The organism is Pseudorhizobium sp. NPDC055634 (assembly GCF_053618655.1).
On the sequence record NZ_JBSHHW010000001.1, the window covers coordinates 543368 to 566846 of the forward strand.

Here is a 23479-nt window from a genome sequence, read left to right on the forward strand (position 1 = left end):
TCCGTGATGCACCGGCAGCGCGTCTTTTCCAACGAGGACCAGAATGACCTACCCTTGGCCGCAAGCCGGCACTCCGCTCGACCAGATCGCAACGCCCATGCCGGTCATCGACGAGGATCGCCTGGCCGCCAACATCGCGCGCGTGCAGGCCTATTGCAATCAGCACGGCAAGGCATTCCGGCCTCATATCAAGACCCACAAGATCGCAGCCGTTGCCCGCCAGCAGATCGAAGCCGGCGCTGTCGGCATCAACTGCCAGAAGGTGACCGAGGCGGAGGTCTTTGCCGATGCCGGCTTCGACGACATCCTGATCACCTACAACATTCTGGGGCAGGCGAAGCTCGCACGGCTGAAGGCCCTCAATAGCCGGATGGCGAAACTTGCAGTGGTTGCCGACAGCGAGATCACCGTTGCCGGCCTTGCTTCTACCTTCGCGGCAGACCGTCCCCTCACCGTCCTGATCGAATGCGACACGGGTGCCCGGCGTTGCGGCGTGCAGTCGCCGGAGGCGGCGGTCGCGCTCGCGGAGAAGATCGCAGCCGCCCCCGGCCTGCGCTTCGGCGGCGTCATGACCTATCCGGCAATCGGCGGCGCCACCGAGGTCGAGGCTTTCCTCGCCAGAACCATGGCGCTCCTGTCAGAGAAGGGCATCGACTGCCCCGTCCGCTCCAGCGGCGGATCGCCGGATCTCTTCGCCGCCCATCTCGTGCCCTCTGCGACGGAACATCGGGCCGGCACCTATGTCTACAACGACCGAAGCATGGTTCGCGCTGGTCACTGCAGCTCGGACGACCTCGCCATGCACGTCCTTGCCACCGTGGTCTCGCGCCCGGCACCCGACAGGGCCGTGCTCGATTGCGGCTCCAAGGCCCTGACCTCCGACCTTCTCGGCTTTGCCGATTTCGGAGCGATCGACGGCTTCGAAAGAGCCCGGATCGTGTCGCTGTCGGAAGAGCATGCGGTGGTCGACCTTTCGCAGTGCAGCAGCGCCTTCCCGGAGATCGGAACCATGGTGAGAGTGGTTCCGAACCACACATGCGTCGTGACCAACCTTTTCGACCGCATGGTCTTTCACCGGGGCGGCATCGTCACGCGGGTCGAGAAGGTAGACGCGCGCGGCACCGTCTGGTGATCTGCGTTACATTTTCTTACCCTCCCTCGAGAGGCGTTGAATGCCCGGCCGACCGGCTACGGGCAAAACCATGAAAATGGCGCGCCTCCTATGGGCGCGCTTTTTCATTCTCTAGTGACCTCTAGCGATGCCTGCAGGCCACCTTCAAAACGATCCGGCCTGTGTGACCGCCATGATTATCCAAGCGATTGCCCGATCCAGGTCGTTCGAATAGCGACTCCGACCAAGCGAGCGCCTGATGAAAATTTCGCAGATTTTTCCCGTATAAGAAAATTTGTTACACAATCCCCACTGTTACGACCAGGCAACATTGACTTGGAACGTTTTTGACGCATTATGAAGAAAATAAATTACACCGAGACGGTGAGCGGGTGAACAGAAGACGACGGAAGATCGAGAACCGGGGATAGCGCGGCTGCGGCTGAACAAGACGCCGACCAGTCCGCCAGTTCGGGGATTTGCACACAGAAAAACAGAACCACGGCGGCGGACCGGTTAGTGACGGCCCGAAGGCCGGAGTGTATTCGGAACTAGAGTAAAATGCGCATTTTCACCGCCTCGCTGGCAACCGAAACAAATACCTTCTCCCCCGTTCCAACAGACATGAATGCCTTCAAGGCAGCCTTCTATGCTGCACCGGGCGAGCACCCCGACACTCCGACGCTCTGCTCTTCGGTCGTACCCATCCTGCGCCGCCGCGGACGGGAGGAAGGCTTCACCGTCATCGAGGGCACGTCCTGCTGGGCAGAGCCCGCGGGCCTCATCCAGCGCCGGACCTACGAAACGCTCCGCGACCTGATCCTTTCCGAACTGAAGGCAGCACTGCCAGTCGATGGTGTCGTGCTCGGCCTGCACGGCGCCATGGCCGCCCAGGGCTATGACGATCCGGAAGGCGACCTTCTTTCCCGTGTCCGGGAAATCGTCGGCAAAGAGGTCCTGATCGCGGCGGAATTCGACCCGCACAGCCATCTGACGGCGCTGCGCGTCGCCAATCTCGACATCATGGCCGCCTTCCTCGAGTTCCCCCACACGGATTTCGAGGAGCGGGGCGAGCATGTCGTCGATCTGGCGCTCCGTACATTGCGCGGCGAGATCAAGCCGGTCATTTCCACGTTTGATTGCCGGATGATCACCATCTTCCCGACCAGCCGCGAACCGATGCGATCGTTTGTGGACCGCCTCAAGGCCATGGAAGGGACGGACGGGATCCTCTCCGCCTCCGTCATCCACGGCTTCATGGCGGGCGACCTGCCCGACATGGGTACACGCATCGTCGTCGTAACCGACAACGACAAGGCAAAGGGCGACGCTACGGCCGCCCGGTTGGGGCACGAGCTTTATGGCCTGCGCAAGACGACGGCCATGCCGATGTTCGATACCGAGGCAGGCCTGGACCATGCGGTGGCGATCCGCACCGCCCAGTCGCAAAGGCCGGTCACGATCGCCGACATCTGGGACAATCCCGGCGGCGGCGTGGCGGGCGACGCGACGCACATCCTGCGCCGGATGATGGAACGCGGCATGGATGATTTCGCCGTGGCGACCATATGGGATCCGATCGCCGTCAGCTTCTGCCATGCGGCGGGAGAGGGAGCGCAGCTCAATCTGCGCCTCGGCGGAAAGTCGGCCCCTGAGGGTGGCGATCCACTCGACCTCAGGGTGACTGTCGAGAAGGTATTCGACGCCGGATCGCAGAGCTTCCGCAACAGCCGGGTAACGCTCGGCAGCACAGCCGTCGTGCGCCCGGTCGGCACCAATATCGACATCGTGCTGATCACCAGCCGCACGCAGACCTACGAGCCCGACATCTTTACGAACCAGGGCGTCGACGTCTCCGGGAAGGCTTATCTGCTGATCAAGTCGACCAACCACTTCTATGCGGGCTTCCAGCCGATCTCGTCCGAGATCGTCTACATCGCCGCGCCGACCTCCTATCCCACCGACCCGGCGACAACGCCTTACCGAAAGGCGAGTCTCGAACTTTGGCCGCGCGTCGCCGATCCGCTGGGACTGGACCATGCCTGAACTTCCGGCCGGAAGGAAAGCCGGCCGGAACTGAAGAACCACTTGATGCAACGAAGGGGAGTTACCATGAAAAAGAGTGCACTTGTTCTAATGACCGCGGCAGCGCTTGCCGGCACCAGCAGCCTGGCCCTGGCGCAGGCGAGCGAAGGCGTATTGACGGTGGCAACGATCGGCGAACCGCCGACGCTGGACGTCATGCAGACGCCCACCGATATCGTCCTCACCATCGACCAGCACATCTTCGAGACGCTTTACACCTATGATGCGCAGTGGAAATCCGTACCGCTGCTGGCAGCCGGCATGCCGGAGCTTTCCGAAGATGGGCTCACCTACCGCATCCCGCTGCGTGAAGGGGTGACCTTCCACGATGGCAGCAGCTTCGACGCCAAGGACGTGACCGCGTCGCTCACGCGCTGGATGGCGATCAACTCCAAGGGCAAGCAGGTCGCGGAAATCGTCGAGAACATCACGGAAGACGGCGACAATGCCGTCGTGATCAAGCTGAAGTCGCGTTACGCGCCCCTGCTCGCCACGCTGTCGCAGGCTTCGGTCATCATGCCGTCCGAAAAGATCGCCGACACGCTGACCGAATTCGTCGGCACCGGCCCCTATGCGCTGAAGGAGCGGAAGCCCGACCAGTACACGCAGCTCGTCCGTTTCGAGGATTACAAGTCTCCGGAAGGCGAAGTCAGCAACTATGCCGGCAAGCGCGAGGCGATCGCCAAGGAAATCCGCTTCGTGCCCGTTCCCGACGCCAATACCCGCGTCGAAGGCCTGATCTCCGGACAATTCGACTACGCCGATGCGCTTCCCGTGAGCGCCTATGAGCGGGTCGAGCAGAGCCGCAAGGCCAAGCCGGTGATTTTCAAGGATGCCGGCTGGGCGTCGATGAACATGAACATGAAGGAAGGCCTTCTCGTTAAGAAGGAATTCCGCCAGGCCGTACAGGCTGCGCTCAACCCGAACGACATGATGCTGGCCGCCTTCTCCGATGATCGCTTCTTCAGCGTCGACGCCTCGATATTCCCGGAAAGCTCCTTCTGGCACACCGAAGCCGGCGTCGAGCGCTATGGCGAAGGCGATCCGGAAGCGGCCGCCAAGCTTCTGGAAGAGGGTGGCTATGACGGCACGCCCCTGCGCCTCATGACCAGCCGCCAGTACGAATTCCACTACAAGATCGGCGAAGTTGCCAAGGCCTACCTCGAAGCCGCGGGCTTCAAGGTCGACCTGCAGGTGGTCGACTGGGCAACGCTCACGACCCGTCGCGCCGATCCGAAGGAATGGGACATCTTCATCACCCACTCGAACTTCCCGGGCGATCCGACGACCATCAACACCATCACGGACAGCTATCCGGGCTGGTATGTGTCCGAGCAGAAGGCCAAGGCGGTCGCGACCTACATGGACGCCACGACCGACGACGCCAAGAAGCAGGCATGGGAAGGCATCCAGACCGTCATCTACGATGACGCGCCGCTCTACAAGGTTGGCAACTTCAACGCAGTTTCCGGTCTCGCCGATGGCATTGAAGGCTATGAGCCCACCTACTGGCCGCATTTCTGGAACGTAAGCCCGAAGAAGTAAGGACCGAACCATGGCAAGGGTCGCACAGGCACTGTTGAAACGGCTGGGAGGTATGGCAATCGTGCTCGCCCTGGTCGTGACGGTGGTCTTCATCATCGTTCGCGTCACGCCCGGCGATCCTGCCGCCGTCATGCTGGGGTCGGATGCGACCCCGGAAGACATCGCGCAACTGCGCACCCGCCTGGGGCTCGATGCGCCGCTCCTCCTGCAGTATGGCCAGTTCGTCCTGGGCATATTGCAGGGCGACCTTGGTCAGTCGATCTTCCTCAATCAGCCCGTGACCACGGCCCTTGCCGCACGGGCTGAGCCGACCTTCTTTCTCACCCTGTTCTCCATCCTGATCGCCATCGCGATTGCTCTGCCGGTCGGAATCCTGTCCGCCGTCAAGCGCGGCACGATCTTCGACCAGATCGTCGTGACGCTCACCATGGTGGCGGCGAGCATTCCGAGCTTCTGGCTCGGCCTGCTGCTGATCCAGGTGTTTGCGGTCAGCCAGGGCTGGTTTCCCGCCTCCGGTTACGGCGGGCCCGACACGCCGCTCCTCGAACGGCTGCACCATCTCGTTCTCCCGGCCGTCGCCCTCGGCATCGTCAATTCCGCGCTGATCACGCGCTTCACCCGCGCCGCCATGCTCGACGTCCTCGGCGACGACTATGTCCGTACCGCACGGGCGAAGGGCGCCGGCGAAGGTCGCGTGATCCTGAAGCACGCATTGAAGAATGCGCTGATCCCGATCATCACCGTCATCGGGCTGTCGGTCGCCATGCTCGTGGCGGGCGCGGTGGTGACGGAAACCGTCTTCGGCCTTCCCGGCATCGGAAACCTCGTCGTCTCCGCGGTGCTGAGACGCGATTATCCGGTGATCCAGGGAGCCCTGCTCGTCGTGGCCGCCATCTATGTGCTCATCAATTTCGTTGTAGACATGCTCTATATCCTCGTCGATCCGCGGGTGCGCCAATGACCGCCATGGCCTCCGTCTCCATGCCTCTCGCCTCCGGTCTTCGCCGCCTTTTCGGCAACCGTACCATCCTCGTCGGCGCCATCATCCTCGCGCTTGTCGTCCTCGCCGCCCTTCTCGCGCCCTGGGTGGCGCCCTACGCGCCGAACAAGCTCTCGATCGTCAACAAGCTCCAGCCCCCGTCGATGGCGCACTTCTTCGGGACGGACGAATTCGGACGCGATATCTTCTCCCGCGCCGTCTTTGCCGGGCGGATCTCGCTGCTCGTCAGCCTGGGGGTCGTCCTCATCTCCACCGTGCTCGGCGTGATCCTCGGAGTGGCCGCCGGCTTCTTCCGACGCCTCGACGCACCGATCTCCCGCCTGCTCGACGCGATGATGTCTTTCCCGGACATCCTGCTGGCGATCGCACTGGTAGCGGCGCTCGGTCCATCGCTTTCGACGGTGATCCTGGCACTCGGGATCACCTATGCGCCGCGCCTTGCCCGCATCGTACGCGGCTCGACGCTCGTCCTGCGCGAACTGCCCTATATCGAAGCGGCCGTCGCCATGGGTCTGCCGACCTGGCAGATCCTTGTCCGCCACGTTCTCCTGAACCTCGCCTCCCCCATCCTGGTCCAGGCGACCTTCGTCTTCGCATCCGCGATGCTGGCCGAAGCGAGCCTCTCCTTCCTGGGCGTCGGCGTATCCACAGACATGCCGACCTGGGGCACGATGCTGGCATCCGGCCGCGAGTATATGAACAATGCTCCCTGGCTGATGGTGTTTCCAGGACTTGCGATCGTGTTCTCCGTCCTTTCCCTGCAGTTGCTGGGAGACGGTCTGCGCGATCTCGTCGACCCGAGACTGGCCAAGGAAGCCTGATCATGACCAATTCCACGATCATCGCCCGGCCGGTACTTGCGGTTGAGAACCTGACGACCTCCTTCAAGACGCCGCAGGGATGGAAGACGGTCGTTCGCGACATCAACCTGCATGTCGACGCCGGCGAAACGGTTGCCATCGTCGGCGAGTCCGGTTCTGGCAAAAGCGTGACAGCCCTGTCTGCCATGCGTCTTCTTCCCGCCGGGCGCTCGCGCACGGAAGGCCGGATCCTGCTCGATGGAACGGACCTCCTGAAGGCGAGCGAAAAGACCATGCGCTCCATCCGCGGCGGTTCGATCGGGATGATCTTCCAGGAGCCGATGACGTCGCTCAACCCGGTCTTCACGATCGGCAACCAGATCGCCGAGGCGCTCGTCCTGCATCGCGGGCTGTCGTGGAAGGCAGCGGAAGCGGAAGCCCTGCGCCTGATGGAACGCGTCCGCATTCCGGCGGCGAAGGCCCGGCTCAACGAATATCCGCACAAGTTCTCTGGCGGCATGCGCCAGCGCGTCATGATCGCCATGGCGCTTGCCTGTCGGCCAAAACTGCTCATCGCCGACGAGCCTACGACGGCGCTCGACGTGACCATCCAGGCCGAGATCCTTCACCTGTTGCGCGAATTGCAGCGTGAAGAGAAGATGGGGATATTGTTCATCACCCACGACATGGGGGTCGTCGCCGAGATAGCGGATCGCACCGTCGTGATGTTCCGCGGCGACATGGTCGAGACCGGCCGGACCGCAGACCTCTTCGAAAAGCCGAGGGCCGTCTACACGAAGTCGCTGCTCGCCTCCATTCCACGTCTGGGCACGATGGGAGCTGCCGTCGCGCCGAGACGTTTTCCCGAGGTCGACCCGCTGACCGGCGAGGCGACGGACGGCATCGAGACAAGTCCGGTGCCGCAGACGGTCGAGCCGATCCTCAAGGTCGAAAATCTCGCGGTCCGCTTCGACCTTCCGAATGGCCGCGTCCATGCCGTCGAAGACGTATCCTTCGACCTGCGGCCAAGCGAGACGCTTTCGCTGGTCGGTGAATCCGGCTGCGGCAAGTCCACGACCGGACGGGCGATCATCCGCCTGCTGACGCCGGCCGCCGGTTCGATCGTGATCGACGGCAACGACGTGACGAAAGCCGGAACACGCGACCTGCGCGTCATGCGGCGCACCTCGCAGATGATCTTCCAGGATCCGTTCGCGTCGCTCAATCCGCGCATCACGGTGGGGTCCGCGATCGCCGAGCCGATCCTCGCCCATGGCCTGATGGGCCGCCGGGATGCCAAGGCGCGCGTTGCGCAACTCCTTGAACAGGTGGGATTGTCCGCCGCGATGGCCGATCGCCATCCGCACGAGTTCTCCGGCGGCCAGCGCCAGCGCATCTCGATCGCGAGGGCGCTCGCGCTCGAACCCAAGTTCATCGTCGCCGACGAAGCCGTCTCGGCGCTCGACGTAACGGTGAAGGCGCAGGTCTCCAACCTCCTCCTGGACCTGCAACAGAAGCACGGCCTGGCATACCTCTTCATCTCCCACGACATGGCCGTGGTCGAACGGATGAGCCACCGCGTGGCGGTGATGTTCCTGGGCGAGATCGTCGAGATCGGGCCGCGGGCGGCCATCTTCGACAACCCGCAACATCCCTACACCCGTCGACTGATCTCCGCCGTGCCCGTCCCCGACCCGACCCGCCGGGGTCAGATGGCGCCGCCGCTTTCCGAGGAGATCAAGAGCCCGGTCCGGCCGTTCGACTATGTCGTGCCGAAACGGATCTACCGCGAAGTCTCGCCCGGGCATCTCGTCCAGGAAATCGCCTAGGTCGCCGTCGCCGCACCTGCCCCAACGAAAACAGAAAGCCGAACCATGAGCAGCAAGAACCTCATCCGCTACGATGTCGCTGATAACCAGGCCGGCGGCCAGCGCCGCCCCTTCGCCAAGGCGGTTCGCGCCGGCGATTTCGTCTACGTCTCGGGCCAGGTCCCGACGGTCGATGGCGAGGTCATCGTCGGCAATATCGTTGCGCAGACCGAACAGGTGATCGCCAACATCAAGTCCGTCCTCGCCCTTGCGGACTGCACGCTGGAGCACGTGGTCAAGGTCAACGTCTGGCTCGATGACGCCCGCGATTTCTCGAGCTTCAACGCGGTATTCCAGAAGCACTTCATCGACCACCCGCCGGCTCGCTCCACCGTCCAGTCGCCGATGATGGTCGACGCCAAGGTCGAGATGGACGTCATCGCCTACAAGCCGCTGGACTGACGACCGGCTCCCCATCTGTTCCGCACATGAAGATGGCCGCGAGCAGCGGCCATCTTTTGGATACTTATCCGCTCGGTTGGCGAGGATGGTGCGGGTGCCGCCCGCTATCTGCGCAGCCGGTATCGCTCGGCCGGCGTCGCATCGAACACCGCCTGCAACAGCCTGCCGGACAGGGCGACGTATTCCGACAGGAGGGAGACGTCGTGCAGCGACGGGGCGGAGATGGCTTCCTCCTGGTCCAGGCCGGCAAGAGCCGCATCGACGCAATCTTCGGCCGTCATGACCAGATTGTCGGGCAAGGGATCGAGATCCCCTCCACCGGCGACCTCCCAGCCCTCCGACAGGACAGCGCCGGGGAGCACGAGTTGCACCCGCACGTCAGTTCCCGCGATTTCCTGCTGCAAGCTCTGGGTAAAGAGGAAGACATAGGCCTTGGTCGAACCATAGACCGGAATGCCCGGATAGGGACTGAACCCGGCGCCGGAACCGACATTGATGATCGTTCCCCTGTTGCGCGCCTTGAACGCGGCAAGCGCCGCCTTGGAGAGCGCCGTCAGCGCGGTGACATTGAGCGCGATCATCCTGCTGACCGTGTCTTCCGGTGTCTGCGTCAGCGGCCTCAGGGCCGAGAACCCGGCATTGTTGACGATGAGCGAGACGGAAGGGTCGGTCGCCAGGAGGTCCGTGACCGCATCGACCCCCGTGCCGGTGGAGAGATCGGCCACCAGGGGCCTCGCCCTGATCGAGAACCGCGCCTGCAGGTCATCTGCGATCTGCTCCAGCCGATCGCGCCTTCGGGCGACCAGGACAAGATCGTGCCCGCGGGCGGCAAGACGTTCGGCATAGACCTTGCCGATGCCGGATGATGCACCGGTCACGATGGCCGTGCCGATTTCGGGTGAATGAAGGACTGTCACGGCGCTCTCTTTCCTATGGTGACGAAGGGCCTCCATGGGTATATGTCGTATACTAGGTGTCAATTACGCACCTGTTGTATCCTAGGTATGATGGAGGAAACCGGATGGCCTACACGGAAGAACAGGTTCTCGATACGCTTCCGGGCGTAAGGCCGGTGCTGGAGCAGATTGCGCACAAGTGGTCGATCCTGATCCTCACCTTCCTCTGCGAGGAGCCGAAACGCTTCAACGCCCTGAAGCGCCGGCTGGACGGGATCACCCAGAAGTCGCTGACCGAGGCGCTCCGAAAGCTCGAGCGCAATGGCCTCATCGCGCGCAGCGTCACGACCACTTCCCCCATTGCCGTGGAATATTCCATCACCCCGCTGGGCCGGACGCTGCAGGACCCGTTCCTGGCCCTCTATGACTGGGCGGTGGATCATCAGGGCGACCTTGCCGCCGCGCAGGAATGCTTCGACGGCAAGCGCTAGGATGAGGGATGCGTCACCCTTGCCTCAGGCGGGAGGCAGCAGTTCCGAGCGATAGATCGGGGCAAGGCGCACGGCTTTTGCGACGAATGCCTTGAGTTCGTCCGGCGTCAGCTTCGGCGCCGGCTCCTCTGCACTTCCGGCGGGGCTGCCGACTTGGCGGAAGAAATCCTCCTGGCCGGCGGGCGTGCACATGCACAAGAGCCGCGCCGCTCGCGTCGAGACGTTGCGGAAGGCGTGCGGCGCGTTTGCCGGTATGTTGATCGTCTCGCCCGCCCTGGCCGTAACTCTTTCGCCCCGGAAAGTCAGTTCCACCTCGCCCTCGAGCAGGTAGAACATCTCCTCGAAGTCGTGCCGATGCGGGGCCGGCCCGCCACCCGGAGAAACCAGCATGTCGATCAGGCAATAGGTGCCGTTGGTGTCTGCGCCGCTGACCAGAATTGTGTAGGTCCCGCCGGCGAGGTGGATGTGCTCGACACCCGGTCCGTCTCGGCGGACATGCGTCAGCTCACGACCGGGATCATCGGCCGGGATGGGCTTCACTTCGGCATCCATTCTGTCACGATTGTCCATCATTTCATCCTTTTCCGATGCTGAAAGAAGAAAGCCGGCTCACGATGCCCGGGCCAGGGATGGGTAGTCCGTGTATCCCTTCGGACCGACGCCGTAGAAGGTCTGCGGGTCCGGCGCGTTGATCGGTCCATCCAGGCGGAAGCGCTGAACGAGATCCGGATTGGCGATGAAGGGGACGCCGAAGGAGACCGCATCGGCCTCCCCGTTCGCAATGACGCGGTCGGCGGACCGTTTGTCGAACCCGGTGTTGACGACAAGCGGAACCGAGATGAGCGGCCGGAACGTCCTTGCGACATGCTCGATCTGCACCCCCTCCTTGAGGTCCTTGGCGGTTGGCTCCAGAAGGCAGATATAGGCCGGCCGCAGCGCATCCAGGCCCTTGATCACCGTGCTGAAGGTCTCAAGCTTGTTGCTGTCGTTGATCCCATAAAGCGGTATCGAAGGCCCGAGGCGCACCCCGACGTGGCTTGCATCCCATGCATCGATCATTGCCTGCGCGGTCTCGATGATGAGGCGCGCGCGGTTCTCGACGGAGCCTCCATATTCATCGGTACGTCGGTTGGCATTGTCCTGAAGGAACTCGTCGTGCAGGTAGCCATTGGCGCCATGCAGTTCGACGCCATCGAAGCCCGCTTGCCGGGCGTTGCGCGTCGCCTGCGCGAAATCGAGGATGATGCCGGGTATCTCGTCCCTCTCGAGCGCCCGCGGGACCGGGAAGTCGACCCGTCCGCTGTCGAGAAAGAAGCTGCCTTCGGCCGGGATGGCGGACGGCGCGACCGGCATCTCTCCGTTTCTCATGTCCGGATGTGCGACGCGGCCGCAATGCCAGAGCTGGCAGTATATTCTCCCGCCCGCCTCGTGAACGGCGCGGGTGACCTGTTTCCATCCCTCCACCTGGTCCTGCCGCCAGATCCCCGGCCCGCGGATGACGCCCTTGCCTTGAGCCGAGACTGCAGTGCATTCCGTCACGATCAGGCCGGCCGCAGCGCGCTGCGAATAATACTCCGCCATCAGTGCCGTTGGAACATTGTCTTCGGTCGCCCGCGTCCGCGTCATTGCGGACATGAAGACGCGATTGGGCAGGTTCATCGTGCCGATTGTGATCGGCGAAAAAAGATCGGTCATGGTCTCCTCCGGATGTTGTGTGTCAGATCATGAAGGCGCCGCCATCGACATTGATGGTCTGCCCCGAGATGAAATCCGCATCGGGTGACGCGAGGAAGAACACGGCGCCGACCAGATCCTCGGCGATCTCCTCGCGCTGGATCGCCCTCGCCTTCACCGATGCGTCCAGAAGTTCCGATGGAAAGGTTCTTTTCACGACAGGCGTCACCGTGAGCCCCGGCGTGATGACGTTGACGGTAATGTTCTCGCCGCCCAGGGCTCGGGCGATGCTGCGCGTAAGGCCGGTGACGCCGGCTTTCGCGGCAACATAATGAGCCTGCGTCGCGACGCCGACGAACGTCGACCCGGACCCGAAATTGATGATCCGGCCCCAGCCGTTCTTCATGAGCGGATAGATCGCCTTGATCACCAGGAACGTGCCGGTGAGATTGATGTCGACGACCTTGCGGAAATCGTCCGCGGTGACCTCCTCGAAAGGCTGGATGGGGAACCAGCCGGCTGCATTCACCAGCACGTCGACCCTGCCGCCCGCCTCTTGCGCGAGATCGGCAAGTGCCTGCGTGTCGCGCTCGTCGCTGATGTCGCCGTGCTTCACATGCAGCCGTTCGTGACCGAGTTCCGCCTGCAGCTTTTCCAGCGCTTCCTCGCTCGTGTCGCTCGCGATGACGATGTCCTCGTTTGCCAGGAAGCGGGCGGCGAAGAGCTTTCCCATTCCGCCCGCCGCACCTGTCACGACAACGATCCTGCCCGTCTTCATCCTCCGGTCTCCTCCGATGAAGCGCCTGCCACGAGGCATCCGGCGCGGTCTCCTGTCCTTCACGGAGCCGACAACGTGCTACTCGGGCTTTGGATCGTTCCTCGCGGTGTAAGCTTTGTCCCGTTTCCGGAACAAATCCTCCGCAGGATGGGATGAGAGTGTTCGCGAACACGCACGCCGTTGACGCTTCGGGCGAAAAACGGGATGCTTTCCGGCGACGGGCTTGGTTGGCAGCGGCAAGACATGATCGACTTGAACGACCTGCGCATCTTCGAACGCGTGGCAGCCCTGAGGAGTTTCTCCAAGGCTGCCAAGTCTCTGGCAATGCCGAAATCCACGGTCAGCCGAAGCGTCACGAGACTGGAAGCCGCGCTGGGGATACGGCTTCTCCAACGGACCACCCGGGACGTGGTCCTGACCGAGGCGGGGCGACTGCTTCAAGACCGGTCGGCACTCCTGCTCGCGGATGCCAACGAGACGATCGACCTCGTGTCACGCCTGGCGGACGAGCCTCGCGGGCTTCTGCGCGTCAGTGCCGGAATAGGCTTCGGCATCAATGTCCTGTCGGAGTGCCTCCCGGCCTTCACGCGTCGCTATCCCCTGGTGAACGTTTTGCTCGATCTCACCAGCCGAGAGGCTGAACTCGTGCAGGAACAGGTGGACGTGGCGATCCGCATGGGTCCGATCACGGACTCTTCCCTCATCACCAGCCGCATCGGCAGACTGCCGAGATACATGTGCGCCTCGCCCGCATATCTTGAAGAACGCGGCATGCCCCACGTTCCTTCGGATATCGAAAACCACGACTGTATCGAGATGCCGGGACGCGACGGCAGGGGGCGAACCTGGGCCATGAAGCGCGGAGAGGAAACAGCCGAGGTCCGGCTCACGCCCAGGATCACCGTGAACGAAGCGCTGACGATCCATCGGCTTTGCCTGCACGGCGCCGGAATAGCGATCATCTCGGGATACCTGTGCCGCGAGGACCTCGAAAGTGGGCGGCTCGTCAGGGTGCTGCCGGAATGGTCGATGCCGCCGGTCGAAGTCTCGACCGTGTTTCCCAGTCGCCGCGTGCTGTCGCCGACCGTGCGGGCCTTCGTGGATTTCCTGAAGCAGGACTGCGCGCCCGGAGCAGGCTGGCAAGCCGACATCTCCTGACGCGCCTTCAGTCCAAGAACGCCGGCACTGCCGGCTCCCCCCCTTTGCAGGGTCCGGCTTTGGCAGCGTTGCAGGCCTAATGGAGGCTTATCTTTTCAAACGAAGCGAACTTCCAGTTCATCGACCCGGCGGATGCCGCCGTGTCCCTGAACTCTCAAGGGCTCGCCGGCGAGTTCCAATCGCTTGCCAGACGCCGCTAGTGCCAGAAGTGCCTCTTCCAATTCGATCCTCGCAAGCGCTTCCCCCAGGCATCGGTGCGCGCCTCCGCCGAACACCGGATGCCACCGGACTTGCGTACGCATGATGTCGAATTCGTCGGGATCGTCATAAACCGCCGGGTCACGCATGGCCGAAAGGGAGGACATGACGAGCGGCCGCCCCTTGGGGATGAGGTAACCATCGATCTCGATGTCCGCCAACGTGAAACGAGTGAAGGAGGCAACAGGCGGCTCGAACCGCAGGCACTCCATGACTGCGGGTGCTGCAAGATCACTATCTTGACAAACCGCCTCCCATACCGAGGGCCTCTCCGCCAGCAAAGCGGTCTCTATGACAATCGCAGCACGGGTGGTGTCACTACCACCAATAATGATGCCGGCAATCTGGTTTATTGCCTCGATGGCGGATAACTCGTGCGCGTCATCGACGTTTCGCACATAAGTCGACAGGAAGTCGTCCTTGGGTGAACGGCGCCGCTCCTCGATTAGGTTCGCGGTATACGAAAGGAGTTCGTCGGTCGCGGCCTCGATGCCCGGCACGTCCTCCATCGTCCAGGAAGTCGTCAGGGATCTTGCCACGTCGTAGGCGATCTTGGTGAAATGCGGCACGTCGGAACGTGGGATGCCCAGGATCGCCGCTATAGTAATGCTCGGAACGAGCGATGCATACTCTTCGCCCACACGCAGTGTTCCGTTACGCAACGGCTCCTTGAGCAGGTCCTCGGCGAGTTCCCGTATCCTGGGACGGAGATCGGCCATCATGCGATAGGCAAACAATCGGGACAACGGCTTGCGGCGTCGCCGATGCACAGCACCGTCGGCAAAAAGCATGGTGTTGGCTAGAAAATCGACTACCGGACCGGAGGTCAAGCCCCGCGCAGCCAACAGTTCCGTCGCCACCTGACGAGTGCGCGGATCGGCAACGAGAGCCTCAACGTCACGTGCCCTCAGCACGAAGAAAACTCCGTCGTCGCGCTGAATAACTGGATAGTCGCCGCGGTAGGTCCGGAATACGTCATGCGGCCGGCTGTTCAACTCTTCAAAGCTGACAACGGGCGGCTGTGCGGCGGTTCGATTCATTTCCAGCTGGGTCACGGCGTCTTCCTCTAGCGGTTCTCGTCGGGTCGGAAGATCAGGCGGCGAAGTCTCCCGCGTATTTCAGTTCCCGCTGGTTCAATTTAAAATGTAATGCCGCAGAAGGCCCGAAACCTTCACCATTGGTGGGCACGCCCGCCTCGCGGTCAGACCGCACTACGGCGCCTACCCAGCCTTGCGGCTGCGCTCCCTGCGGGGATGCTGCTGACGTTCGAAGTTGCGGCCGCTCTCGGCGCCCGGGTAGACTTGGTCCCAAGCCAGTCGCGGCATCTTGCCCCATAATGGCGCCGCGTTACAGTTCACATCATTTCCTGCTGTTTGGATACAAACCGATCATCTTGAGTCGGTTTAAGACCCGCCGTAACTTCAACGCGAGGGTCGTTCCAATGACGCACTTTTATCAATATCTGCCCATCCTGCTAGGCCTCCTGGCCGGCGCCGAGACCGCACACGCCGAGATACTGGTCGGAGTTGCCGGGCCTCTGACCGGGCCGAACGCGGCCGTGGGCGAACAATTCCGTCGCGGCGCCACGATGGCTGCCGAGACGATCAATGCGAATGGCGGCATCGACGGCGAACAGGTGGTCCTGTCCTTTGGCGATGACGCCTCTGACCCGAAGCAGGGAATTTCCGTTGCCAACAGGTTCGTTGCCGACGGCGTCACCTATGTCATCGGGCACTATAACTCGGGGGTCTCCATCCCGGCCTCGGAAGTCTATGCCGAGAACGGCATTCTCCAGATCACTCCGGCCTCCACCAATCCCGTCTTTACGGAGCGCAGCCTCTGGAACACCATCCGCATTTGCGGCCGGGATGACCAGCAGGGGGCAGTTGCGGGGAAATACATCGTCGACAAGTTGCAGGACAAGCCGCTCGCCATCATCCATGACCAGACTGCATACGGTGCGGGCATCGCCGGCGAGGTCAAGAAGACCATCAACGCGGCGGGCGTCAAGGAAGTCACCTTCGAGGGGATCAACCCCGGTGAAAAGGACTTTTCCGTCCTGATCGCGAAGCTCAAGGAACAGGGCGTCCAGGCGATCTACTTCGGAGGCCTTTATACGGAAGCCGGCCTGCTCGTCCGGCAGGCGGCCGATCAGGGCCTGAAAGCGGTATTGATCGGCGGCGATGGGATCGCATCCAGTGAATTTGCGGCAATCGCGGGCCCTGCCGCAGAAGGCACATTGATGACCTTTGCGCCGGATCCGAGACAGAATCCGACGGCAACGCCGATCGTGCAGGCCTTCCGCTCCAACGGCTTCGAGCCGGAAGCCTATACTCTCTACGCCTATGCCGCCCTGGAGATTCTCAAGCAGGGCATCGAGGGCGGAGGCTCGCGCGATCCGCAGGCCGTCGCGGATTTCCTTCTCTCCTCCGACCAGGCCTTCCAGACCGCCATCGGCCCGATCATGTTCGACGGAAAAGGCGACCGGAGGGACCAGGACTACACCGTCTACAAGTGGGGTCCCGACAGCAGCGGCTCGATCACCTATACGACCGTGCAGTAAGCCTGCCGATCCGGCCAGCGGGGCCCTTTCCATACGGGCTCCGCCCTCCACGTCGCACATCGGCGTCCCTCAGCAGGACTCGGATCGCTCTTGGGGCGATGGGCGTTGATCAGCGCCCGTCGAGGTTTACGATCACCAGCTCGAATGTCACGGCCACCGGGTTGTCGCCTTTGCGCAAGCGCCCATAGTGGACGGTTCCGTCCATGTCGACGAGCGCCGTGTCGATGATCGCCTTCACGCCCAGGGAGCCCCTCTCGAGAAGTCCATCCTGGATGACCACCTCCGTGGCGGAGCAGTTCACCTTGCGGCCACCGCTGAAAACCGGCGCGCAAATGCTGCCCAGCCCGTATATGCGAGCCCGCTCGATGCCCAGGTCGGCGCAGATTTCCTCTGCTGCCGTGCAGACATCTTCCTCGGGTCGCAAACGCACGAAGACATGATCACCACCGTTTCCTGCCCGCCCCTCTGCCGAGAACAGGGCGAAATTGGTCTCGGCATCGAGAGATGAAACAAAGCTCGCGGACAAGCTGCCGTAACCGCGGACCGGCACCGGCTTACTGACCAGGCTATCGTAGGGAAGGAGATGTCCCATCCTCAAGGCGCCCTCCCCGACATCCCAAAGCCCGTGGCAGTGGAGAAAGGGAGCGCCATTCCTTTCTCCGATCGTGGCGGTGGCGTTGACGAAGCGCGCACCGGCATGCGGCCCAAGTGTCTCGCTGTACCATGCTGCATGATCGGGGTCGCGCGAGAGTGCGGGCAGAACATACCGGAAGGGATCGCACGCGCCATCTTCGAAGAACAGGACGCCGCCACGGCATCCGGCCCCGGAAACGACGCGCGTGACACCCTCGATGACCGTCTCGCCGGGTTCGAGCCTGCCGCTGACCGGTGCAAGAGAGGTCCTTACGACCTGCCGCCGGATCGGATTCGCCGGCCCGGGGTGCAGGAGCCGGCCTGTTACCGAGGTCGCTTCGCTCACTTGGTATCCTCCTTATGGGCAATGGTCATACCGGTCATACCCCGCGCGCATCGTCCCGTGATCAATCCGCCCGGGACGTCGGTCGGATCGAGCCAGGGCATGCCGATCAGGTCACCGCGCACCTCGCGCCGTTACATCTGCATTCGGCAGGTTATCGTTGCAGGCGCTTCTCCCGGATCTGAAATCGCACCGTCGCACGCGCCCGTTCTTATCGAATGGCCGACAGCGTCGCCGAATTCCGCGCCGCGACGGCATCATTCAAATCCCGACGACCTCCCAAGACCGTCGAAGCAGGAGAATACCATGAACAGACTTCCCATTGCCGCTTTCGCCCTTTTGCTCGGATCCACATCGGCCGGTGCCTTCGATGCGCCGATGTGGGCTCTTCCGGTGCCAGACCACGAGGTCGGCTCCATGGGTCGATCGCATCATCGCCTCGCACTCGTTCCAGAGACCATCGAAGACAGCTCGAACTCATCGCTACTGGACGATGGGCAGCCGTTCAGCCGTCAGGCTGTTCCGGCGGAGAGCCCCAGGACCATGAGCTACCCGAGACCCCAGAGGCGGCCTGTCGATGGCCACCTCAACAGCGGGGACTACTACGAAGGGGCGGTTCGTCCCAATTAGGCCAAGGACCCGGGGCGGAGGCATCGGCCGCAGCCCCGGTCCACTCGCGGGTCGTCACCGACGGAGCTTCCCGCGTCACCGCACGCCGTTACCCAGGGGCAGGATGTTCTGGTTGTGGTGGAAGAAATTGCCCGGATCATAGCGGGTCTTTATGGCACGCAAACGCTCGTAATTCTCCCCGAAACTCGCCCTGTTGGCGCTCTCGCCCTCATCATTCAGGAAGTTGAGAATATGGCCCGGCTTCGAAAACGGCTCCAGAGCCTTCGCCAGATCGCGCGCCCAGGCGATATGCTGATCCCCTTCGCCCTTCTCGCTCCATTGCGCCTCGATACCCAGGCTGTAGCGCCGTTGGCGATGCGCAAAGGCCGTCCCTTCGTCAGGCAGTCGCTCTGCGGTTCCACCCATAAACTGGATGAAGGATCCACTGAGGGGGGACGCCGCGAGGTTCGTGCGATCGATCATCAGGTCGATTAACGCGTCCGGCAGTTCGTCGACAACAACGGAGCGCCAGTAGTGGTGGGTGGGAGCGTTGCCAGGCTGGTAGCCGAGTTTCTGCATCTCGACGAAGGGCAGGATGTCCATCATGTCCATGATCGGGTGGCCGAACTCCCGAAGGGGTTGCAGAACCGCCTTCCCCTCGTCGAGATCACCACAATAGCACGCCGCAATGGCAACCACCGGCGTTCCGTCGGGTGCCGACATCACGCCTGCGTAAGCGGTTAGTTCCCTGGGAGCCGCCGCCATGAGGTCGCGATAGACCCGAAGGACGCCCCGTGCGTGATCCCTGGGATGGAGGACTATTCCGCCGAAGATTTTCCCGACGGGATGCGCCTGGAACTCGAAGGAAGTGACGATGCCGAAATTCCCGCCGCCGCCGCGAAGCGCCCAGAACAGCTCCGGGTTTTCGTGTTTGTCTGCGGTCAGGACGGCACCTTCGGCGGTAACGACTTCACAGCGCAGGAGATTGTCGCATGTCAGCCCGTATTTGTGGGTCAACCACCCGATCCCGCCACCGAGCGTAAGGCCGGCGATCCCGGTCGGCGGGGCAATCCCCGTCGGCACCGCGAGATCGAAAGGTGCGGTCGCCGCATCGAGCTCCCCGAGCGTCACGCCCGGTTGCACCTCGACCACCCGACGCGCCGGGTCCACTTTGATCGCCTTCATTCGACTGAGGTCGATCACGATACCGTCGTCACAGACCCCACGCCCGGCGATGTTGTGGCCGCCACCGCGTACGGCGACGTCCACGTCGTAGGCGCGCGCCAGCCTTACGGCGGTGACGACGTCGACGACATTCGAGCACATCAAGATCAGGCCGGGACGACGATCGATCATCGCGTTCCAGACCTTGCGGGCATTCTCGTACAGCGGGCTGTCCGGCCAGATGGCCGCCTCGCCGAAATGCAGCCGAAATGCCTCCAGGGCAGCGGCCGACAGCGGGCTTCGTCTTGTCCAGGTATCGTTCATGGTCTTCCTCGTGACGTTGACGTCACGATCGTTGTTTTTCCTGCATTGACGGATGATTACGAAGGCCTTGACTTGGGCTTCATCTGCAACGACCGCTCTTCATGCTTGGATCTCGGCCTTCAGGAAGGAGAACACTACCCTTGGGAATTGTTGTCCTCCGCCTCCGGAGCGGAAATGTTACGAATGCATTCAATTCCGCGGATATGAAATCGCGGTGACATCTGGAGTGTCAAATAAAGCCGCCCCGGAGACTATGGTTTCCGGCGACCTACACGTGCCCGTTCGGCAACTCTGTGGCGCCATCACGGTCGGTGAGGAGCGCGCAGCCCCCGGGCTTGCCGCCAGGAGCATGAATTTTGAAGCACATTCTGATTATCGATGACGATACAAGCATGCGCAGCTTTCTGATCGACTATCTCAGCCAGCATGCCTTCAGGGTTACCGGCATAGGCGATAGTCAGCATCTGGTCCGCATTCTGGGGACAGATCCTGTCGATCTTGTCATCGTCGATCTCAATCTTGGTCACGAGGATGGACTGGAGATCGTCCGCAACCTTTCCACCTCCTCCGATGCCCCGGTGATCATCATCAGCGGGGATCGCATAGAAGAAGCCGACAAGGTCGTTGGTCTCGAGCTCGGTGCGGTTGACTACATCACCAAGCCGTTCGGGACCCGCGAGTTCCTGGCCCGGGTCCGCGCCTCGATGAGGCCGCGCACCAGCAATCCGGGCAGGAAGGAACGGAAGGTCTACACCTTTGGCGACTGGGTGCTGAACATGAAGCTGCGCAAGCTTGTTCACGCTGAAACCAGGGAGGTGAAACTGACCGCCGGCGAATTCAACCTGCTGACGGCCTTCCTGAAATCACCCCGGCAAATCCTTTCCCGCGAACAACTGCTGGCCGCAAGCCGCGTCCACGACGAGGAGGTCTTCGATCGCAGCATCGACGTCCTGATCCTCAGGCTGCGCCGGAAACTCGAAATCGACCCTTCCCGCCCTAGCCTCATCAAGACGGAACGAGGCGCAGGCTATGTCTTCAACGCGGATGTCGCGCTGCTTGATCGTCCGCGACCCAAAGCCTGCTGACGAATTGAACTTGGGGAGTGGTGCCCAAGTTAATATCCCGATCTCCCCCATGGCGAAGGCGTTATCCATCCTCGCTTCGTTACCTTTGTAACAAAGCCTTGCCGGCCCTGAAACAAACGCCTCACATGTGCGGGTAATGGTGCATAGGCAACGCGCAAAGGGGGTGGGAAATGGTATGGCGGACAGGATAGAGTATCCGGAAAGCGCCCAGCAAAAGCCAGGCCCAGGCATTCGCATGCAGGACAGCCTTCGAACGGTTGGGCTGGTGTCGTTCAGCGGGGCAGTCGGCACGTACGATTTCATCGTCTTCGCCTTCCTTGCCCCGGTCATCGGCAAGATCTTCTTTCCTTCCGGAATCTCGCCCTGGCTCGTCTCGGTCCAGACCTTTGGCATCTTTGCCGCGGGCTATGTCTTCCGCCCCTTCGGGGGGATCGTCCTTGCCCATTACAGCGACCTCTTCGGGCGCAAACGCATCTTCGCCTTCTCCACCCTCCTGATGTCCGGCGCGACGCTCGCGATCGCGGTTCTGCCCGGCTATGCCTCGATCGGCATTGCCTCACCGATCCTTCTGCTGGCGTTCAGGGCGCTGCAGGGAATTGCCATCGGAAGTGACATTCCCGGCGCATGGACGCTTGCTGCGGAACAGGTGCCGCGCGAGCGGGTGGGGCTGGCCTGCGGCGCGGTTTCCGCCGGCCTTATCGGGGGCATGCTTCTCGCCGCCGTCATCGTAACGGCGCTCAACCTGATCTTCACCGTCGCCGAGATGGAAGCCTTCGCCTGGCGCATCCCCTTTGCACTCGGGGCTGCACTTGCCGTGCCGGCGGTTTGTCTTCGCCGTCGGCTGAAGGAAACGAGGATATATCCGGCGCTCAAGGGCAATCGGGTATTGATGCCGAGCTTTCCCCTGCACGCCGTCCTGCACGACCATCGGCCTGCGCTCGCTTTCTCCATTCTGCTGACCTGGGTAATATCGGCCGGTATGATCGTAATCTTGCTGATGACGCCGGTCATCCTGCAGACGGTCTACGGCGTGACAACGCAACACGCCCTCCTCGCGGTGAGCATCACGGCCTTCGGCCTGACGACGGGCGCCTTTATTTCCGGCCTCCTCTTCGACCGGCTGGGCCCCGCGACCTGCATGATGGGGGGCAGCATTCTTTGCGCACTGACAAGCTTTTCCTTCTATTCCCTTGCAGGCTGGTCCCTCCCCCTCCTTTATATTCTCTCTGCATCCCTGGGGTTCACGGTCGGATTGCTGGGCGCGGCACCCTCTATCATGGTCATGTCGTTTCCGCCGCGCGTCAGGGCAAGCGGAGTGTCGGCCGCGTACAACATAACCTTAGCGGTCTTTGGCGGGCTGCCCCCCGCCTTGGTAGCCTGGCTGGTCCAGTTCGAGCCGATGGCGCCAGCCTATTACATCCTGTTCATCGCCTTCCTCACCTTCTGCCTTGGCCACTATCTGTACCGCAATCCCTATCTCCTGGAGGGATCCGCAGAAGGCTTTCACTGGGGACGCTCGCGTACGTGACCCGCTTGCACGTGATCGCCACCCCTTTGTGATCGAATCTTGCAAGATTGCGGGGCGGTTTGCGGTTTTGTTGACGCCGGGGCGCGCTTGCGCGCCATGGATGTGTGCACCCGAACCGGGATGACGCCGCAAGGCGACCACCCTCTCGCACTGTCACGTCCGTCAGCTTTCGGGAGAATTGGCAGGCTATGTACCCGCAAGGAGCATTCGGCACGGCTTTCAGCGCACGAAGTCCCAATGCGCCGGCTGCACAGATTTCCATCGGCAACGGCGGGGAAGATTCTGAAACACAAATGAAACGGAGCGGGGTTACGCAGTCGCTCCGGCGAGGATTCGGGCCTGGCGGCAACGTTAAATCAGGGGCGTTGCTTCAGGACGTCTTCCCGGGCCGCAAACGATGTCAGAAGCTTCCGTGGACATGACGACATGAAGCATGTTCTTCTCATTGATGACGATCCGGCCATACGATCCATGCTGGTCGATTTCCTGTCCCAGCATGCGTTCCGCGTCACCGGCCTCAGCGACAGCCAACACCTGACCCGCATCATGACCAATGATCCGGCCGATGTGGTCATCGTCGATCTCAACCTCGGCCATGAAGACGGCCTCCAGATCGTCCGGACACTAACCACGTCCTCGGATGCCCCGGTGATGATCATCAGCGGCGACCGGCTTGAAGAGGCCGACAAGGTCGTAGGGCTGGAACTGGGCGCCGTCGACTATATCACCAAGCCGTTCGGCATTCGCGAGCTTCTCGCTCGCCTGCGATCCTGCCTGCGACGAACCGACGAGCAGCCGAGGCGAACGAGTTCCGACAAGAGCTACGCCTTCGCGGGCTGGAACCTGAACGTCAGGCTGCGCCGTCTTCTCAGTCCCAAGGGCGATGAGGTGAAGCTGACGGCCGGCGAATTCAATCTTCTCTGCGCCTTTCTGAAGTCGCCGATGCAGGTTCTTTCCCGCGAGCAGCTACTGTCGGCGAGCCGCGTCCATAGCGAAGAAGTCTTCGACCGAAGCATCGACGTCCTGATCCTGAGGCTCCGCCGCAAGCTCGAGGCCGATCCCTCGCGTCCCCGCCTGATCAAGACGGAGCGGGGAATAGGCTATACTTTCGATGCGGAGGTGGCCGTCAATCAGGCCGCGGGAGCCCGGACGTGAACCAGCCGG

21 protein-coding genes are annotated in these 23479 nt (G+C 62.4%); 14 read left to right on the forward strand and 7 right to left on the reverse strand.

Annotated features, from left to right (window positions below):
- Positions 1 to 43: 43 nt before the first annotated feature.
- The 7 genes from ACWGPT_RS02665 to ACWGPT_RS02695 all read left to right on the forward strand — a co-directional run bounded on the left by ACWGPT_RS02665 (position 44) and on the right by ACWGPT_RS02695 (position 8811).
- Positions 44 to 1132: a D-TA family PLP-dependent enzyme gene (locus tag ACWGPT_RS02665; RefSeq protein ID WP_452604013.1), complete on the forward strand. Its 1089-nt coding sequence runs from the start codon at positions 44 to 46 to the stop codon at positions 1130 to 1132.
- 540 nt (positions 1133 to 1672) lie between these two features.
- The gene (locus ACWGPT_RS02670) at positions 1673 to 3157 is read left to right on the forward strand and encodes a M81 family metallopeptidase (protein ID WP_452604014.1); all 1485 of its coding nucleotides are present in this window, start codon (positions 1673 to 1675) and stop codon (positions 3155 to 3157) included.
- 66 nt (positions 3158 to 3223) lie between these two features.
- Positions 3224 to 4741: an ABC transporter substrate-binding protein gene (locus tag ACWGPT_RS02675; RefSeq protein ID WP_452604015.1), complete on the forward strand. Its 1518-nt coding sequence runs from the start codon at positions 3224 to 3226 to the stop codon at positions 4739 to 4741.
- 10 nt (positions 4742 to 4751) lie between these two features.
- Complete coding sequence (locus ACWGPT_RS02680) at positions 4752 to 5702, forward strand: ABC transporter permease (RefSeq protein ID WP_452604016.1); 951 nt, start codon at positions 4752 to 4754, stop codon at positions 5700 to 5702.
- Positions 5699 to 6562 carry an ABC transporter permease gene (locus ACWGPT_RS02685; protein WP_452604017.1) on the forward strand — a complete coding sequence of 288 codons (864 nt, stop codon included), beginning with the start codon at positions 5699 to 5701 and terminating at the stop codon, positions 6560 to 6562. Before ACWGPT_RS02680 ends, ACWGPT_RS02685 begins: the two co-directional genes overlap by 4 nt.
- Before the next feature lie 2 nt (positions 6563 to 6564).
- On the forward strand, positions 6565 to 8370 hold the full coding sequence (locus ACWGPT_RS02690) for an ABC transporter ATP-binding protein (RefSeq protein ID WP_452604018.1): 1806 nt from the start codon (positions 6565 to 6567) through the stop codon (positions 8368 to 8370).
- A 45-nt stretch (positions 8371 to 8415) separates the two neighbouring features.
- Positions 8416 to 8811 carry a RidA family protein gene (locus tag ACWGPT_RS02695; protein ID WP_452604019.1) on the forward strand — a complete coding sequence of 132 codons (396 nt, stop codon included), beginning with the start codon at positions 8416 to 8418 and terminating at the stop codon, positions 8809 to 8811.
- A 104-nt stretch (positions 8812 to 8915) separates the two neighbouring features.
- Here ACWGPT_RS02695 and ACWGPT_RS02700 read toward each other — a convergent pair whose 3' ends face one another.
- The gene (locus tag ACWGPT_RS02700) at positions 8916 to 9728 is read right to left on the reverse strand and encodes an SDR family NAD(P)-dependent oxidoreductase (RefSeq protein ID WP_452604020.1); all 813 of its coding nucleotides are present in this window, start codon (positions 9726 to 9728) and stop codon (positions 8916 to 8918) included.
- A 104-nt stretch (positions 9729 to 9832) separates the two neighbouring features.
- Here ACWGPT_RS02700 and ACWGPT_RS02705 point away from each other — a divergent pair, with 104 nt between their 5' ends.
- Entirely contained in the window at positions 9833 to 10198 is a 366-nt protein-coding gene (locus tag ACWGPT_RS02705; protein WP_452604021.1) for a winged helix-turn-helix transcriptional regulator, read from the forward strand.
- Between the two features lie 24 nt (positions 10199 to 10222).
- Here ACWGPT_RS02705 and ACWGPT_RS02710 read toward each other — a convergent pair whose 3' ends face one another.
- Genes ACWGPT_RS02710 through ACWGPT_RS02720 form a run of 3 tightly spaced genes read right to left on the reverse strand, consistent with a single transcriptional unit; the run spans position 10223 to position 12650 of the window.
- The gene (locus ACWGPT_RS02710) at positions 10223 to 10768 is read right to left on the reverse strand and encodes a cupin domain-containing protein (RefSeq protein ID WP_452604022.1); all 546 of its coding nucleotides are present in this window, start codon (positions 10766 to 10768) and stop codon (positions 10223 to 10225) included.
- A gap of 39 nt (positions 10769 to 10807) precedes the next feature.
- Positions 10808 to 11893, reverse strand: coding sequence for an alkene reductase (locus ACWGPT_RS02715; protein WP_452604023.1), 1086 nt, complete (start codon positions 11891 to 11893; stop codon positions 10808 to 10810).
- A 22-nt stretch (positions 11894 to 11915) separates the two neighbouring features.
- Positions 11916 to 12650, reverse strand: coding sequence for an SDR family NAD(P)-dependent oxidoreductase (locus ACWGPT_RS02720; protein WP_452604024.1), 735 nt, complete (start codon positions 12648 to 12650; stop codon positions 11916 to 11918).
- Between the two features lie 243 nt (positions 12651 to 12893).
- On the opposite strand from ACWGPT_RS02720, the gene ACWGPT_RS02725 reads away from it, so the two are divergent.
- Complete coding sequence (locus ACWGPT_RS02725; RefSeq protein WP_452604025.1) at positions 12894 to 13808, forward strand: LysR family transcriptional regulator; 915 nt, start codon at positions 12894 to 12896, stop codon at positions 13806 to 13808.
- Positions 13809 to 13903: 95 nt separating this feature from the next.
- On the opposite strand, the gene ACWGPT_RS02730 is transcribed toward ACWGPT_RS02725, so the two are convergent.
- A complete protein-coding gene (locus ACWGPT_RS02730; RefSeq protein WP_452604026.1) occupies positions 13904 to 15121 on the reverse strand; it encodes a cytochrome P450 in 1218 nt (405 codons plus the stop codon).
- 386 nt (positions 15122 to 15507) lie between these two features.
- On the opposite strand from ACWGPT_RS02730, the gene ACWGPT_RS02735 reads away from it, so the two are divergent.
- Complete coding sequence (locus ACWGPT_RS02735) at positions 15508 to 16629, forward strand: branched-chain amino acid ABC transporter substrate-binding protein (RefSeq protein ID WP_452604027.1); 1122 nt, start codon at positions 15508 to 15510, stop codon at positions 16627 to 16629.
- Between the two features lie 109 nt (positions 16630 to 16738).
- On the opposite strand, the gene ACWGPT_RS02740 is transcribed toward ACWGPT_RS02735, so the two are convergent.
- On the reverse strand, positions 16739 to 17608 hold the full coding sequence (locus tag ACWGPT_RS02740) for a PCC domain-containing protein (protein ID WP_452604028.1): 870 nt from the start codon (positions 17606 to 17608) through the stop codon (positions 16739 to 16741).
- Positions 17609 to 17911: 303 nt separating this feature from the next.
- Here ACWGPT_RS02740 and ACWGPT_RS02745 point away from each other — a divergent pair, with 303 nt between their 5' ends.
- Positions 17912 to 18235, forward strand: coding sequence for a hypothetical protein (locus tag ACWGPT_RS02745; RefSeq protein WP_452604029.1), 324 nt, complete (start codon positions 17912 to 17914; stop codon positions 18233 to 18235).
- A 75-nt stretch (positions 18236 to 18310) separates the two neighbouring features.
- On the opposite strand, the gene ACWGPT_RS02750 is transcribed toward ACWGPT_RS02745, so the two are convergent.
- The gene (locus ACWGPT_RS02750; protein WP_452604030.1) at positions 18311 to 19702 is read right to left on the reverse strand and encodes an FAD-binding oxidoreductase; all 1392 of its coding nucleotides are present in this window, start codon (positions 19700 to 19702) and stop codon (positions 18311 to 18313) included.
- A 356-nt stretch (positions 19703 to 20058) separates the two neighbouring features.
- Between ACWGPT_RS02750 and ACWGPT_RS02755 the strand changes: the two genes are divergently transcribed.
- The 3 genes from ACWGPT_RS02755 (at position 20059) to ACWGPT_RS02765 (ending at position 23470) form a co-directional block, all read left to right on the forward strand.
- The gene (locus tag ACWGPT_RS02755) at positions 20059 to 20787 is read left to right on the forward strand and encodes a response regulator (RefSeq protein ID WP_452604031.1); all 729 of its coding nucleotides are present in this window, start codon (positions 20059 to 20061) and stop codon (positions 20785 to 20787) included.
- Between the two features lie 235 nt (positions 20788 to 21022).
- Complete coding sequence (locus ACWGPT_RS02760) at positions 21023 to 22315, forward strand: MFS transporter (RefSeq protein WP_452604032.1); 1293 nt, start codon at positions 21023 to 21025, stop codon at positions 22313 to 22315.
- A gap of 426 nt (positions 22316 to 22741) precedes the next feature.
- Entirely contained in the window at positions 22742 to 23470 is a 729-nt protein-coding gene (locus ACWGPT_RS02765) for a response regulator (protein WP_452604033.1), read from the forward strand.
- The last annotated feature ends 9 nt before the right edge of the window (positions 23471 to 23479 follow it).

What these genes read in the sequence shown, in the direction of transcription:
- ACWGPT_RS02665 (WP_452604013.1), top strand. Translation starts at nt 44, where the DNA reads ATGACCTACCCTTGGCCGCAAGCCGGCACTCCGCTCGACCAGATCGCA.
- ACWGPT_RS02670 (WP_452604014.1), top strand. Translation starts at nt 1,673, where the DNA reads ATGCGCATTTTCACCGCCTCGCTGGCAACCGAAACAAATACCTTCTCC.
- ACWGPT_RS02675 (WP_452604015.1), top strand. Translation starts at nt 3,224, where the DNA reads ATGAAAAAGAGTGCACTTGTTCTAATGACCGCGGCAGCGCTTGCCGGC.
- ACWGPT_RS02680 (WP_452604016.1), top strand. Translation starts at nt 4,752, where the DNA reads ATGGCAAGGGTCGCACAGGCACTGTTGAAACGGCTGGGAGGTATGGCA.
- ACWGPT_RS02685 (WP_452604017.1), top strand. Translation starts at nt 5,699, where the DNA reads ATGACCGCCATGGCCTCCGTCTCCATGCCTCTCGCCTCCGGTCTTCGC.
- ACWGPT_RS02690 (WP_452604018.1), top strand. Translation starts at nt 6,565, where the DNA reads ATGACCAATTCCACGATCATCGCCCGGCCGGTACTTGCGGTTGAGAAC.
- ACWGPT_RS02695 (WP_452604019.1), top strand. Translation starts at nt 8,416, where the DNA reads ATGAGCAGCAAGAACCTCATCCGCTACGATGTCGCTGATAACCAGGCC.
- ACWGPT_RS02705 (WP_452604021.1), top strand. Translation starts at nt 9,833, where the DNA reads ATGGCCTACACGGAAGAACAGGTTCTCGATACGCTTCCGGGCGTAAGG.
- ACWGPT_RS02710 (WP_452604022.1), bottom strand. Translation starts at nt 10,768, where the DNA reads ATGGACAATCGTGACAGAATGGATGCCGAAGTGAAGCCCATCCCGGCC.
- ACWGPT_RS02715 (WP_452604023.1), bottom strand. Translation starts at nt 11,893, where the DNA reads ATGACCGATCTTTTTTCGCCGATCACAATCGGCACGATGAACCTGCCC.
- ACWGPT_RS02720 (WP_452604024.1), bottom strand. Translation starts at nt 12,650, where the DNA reads ATGAAGACGGGCAGGATCGTTGTCGTGACAGGTGCGGCGGGCGGAATG.
- ACWGPT_RS02725 (WP_452604025.1), top strand. Translation starts at nt 12,894, where the DNA reads ATGATCGACTTGAACGACCTGCGCATCTTCGAACGCGTGGCAGCCCTG.
- ACWGPT_RS02735 (WP_452604027.1), top strand. Translation starts at nt 15,508, where the DNA reads ATGACGCACTTTTATCAATATCTGCCCATCCTGCTAGGCCTCCTGGCC.
- ACWGPT_RS02745 (WP_452604029.1), top strand. Translation starts at nt 17,912, where the DNA reads ATGAACAGACTTCCCATTGCCGCTTTCGCCCTTTTGCTCGGATCCACA.
- ACWGPT_RS02750 (WP_452604030.1), bottom strand. Translation starts at nt 19,702, where the DNA reads ATGAACGATACCTGGACAAGACGAAGCCCGCTGTCGGCCGCTGCCCTG.
- ACWGPT_RS02760 (WP_452604032.1), top strand. Translation starts at nt 21,023, where the DNA reads ATGCAGGACAGCCTTCGAACGGTTGGGCTGGTGTCGTTCAGCGGGGCA.
- ACWGPT_RS02765 (WP_452604033.1), top strand. Translation starts at nt 22,742, where the DNA reads ATGAAGCATGTTCTTCTCATTGATGACGATCCGGCCATACGATCCATG.